Origin of the sequence: Nocardia sp. SSK8 (assembly GCF_037034205.1) — a bacterium.
Lineage (GTDB): Bacteria > Actinomycetota > Actinomycetes > Mycobacteriales > Mycobacteriaceae > Nocardia.
This window is the reverse complement of the sequence record NZ_JBAGKD010000041.1, coordinates 1-398: the sequence shown is the minus strand read 5'-3', so window position 1 is coordinate 398 and position 398 is coordinate 1. Positions and strand designations below refer to the sequence as shown.

The 398-nt window shown below is 68.6% G+C and carries 1 protein-coding gene; it reads right to left on the bottom strand.

Features of this window, described 5'->3' with window-relative positions; all coding sequences use genetic code 11:
* Positions 1–398: dihydropteroate synthase (locus WA675_RS27285; RefSeq protein ID WP_336088331.1), on the bottom strand; the 398-nt coding region annotated here is incomplete at both ends.

Below are 398 nucleotides of genomic sequence, written 5' to 3'. Positions count from 1 at the left end.
AGGGTGAAGGTCAGCGTGTCGACGATGATGTCGGATTCGCGCAGGCCCCAGTTGCCGGTGATGTCCTCGATGAGCCGTTCGGCGATGGCGACCTTGGTCTCGGCGGTGCGGGCCTGGCCCTCCTCGTCGATGGTCAGCGCGACCACGGCGGCACCGTGCTCGGAGACCAGCCGCATGATCTGCTGGAAGCGCGAATCCGGGCCCGCGCCGTCCTCGTAGTTCACCGAGTTGACCGCGCAGCGGCCGCCCAGGTGTTGCAGACCGGCCAGCAGCACGGGCGGTTCGGTGGAGTCGAGCATGATCGGCAGGGTCGAGGCGGTGGCCAGGCGCGAGGCGAGCTCGTTCATGTCCTGGGTGCCGTCGCGGCCGACGTAGTCCACGCACAGGTCGAGCATGTG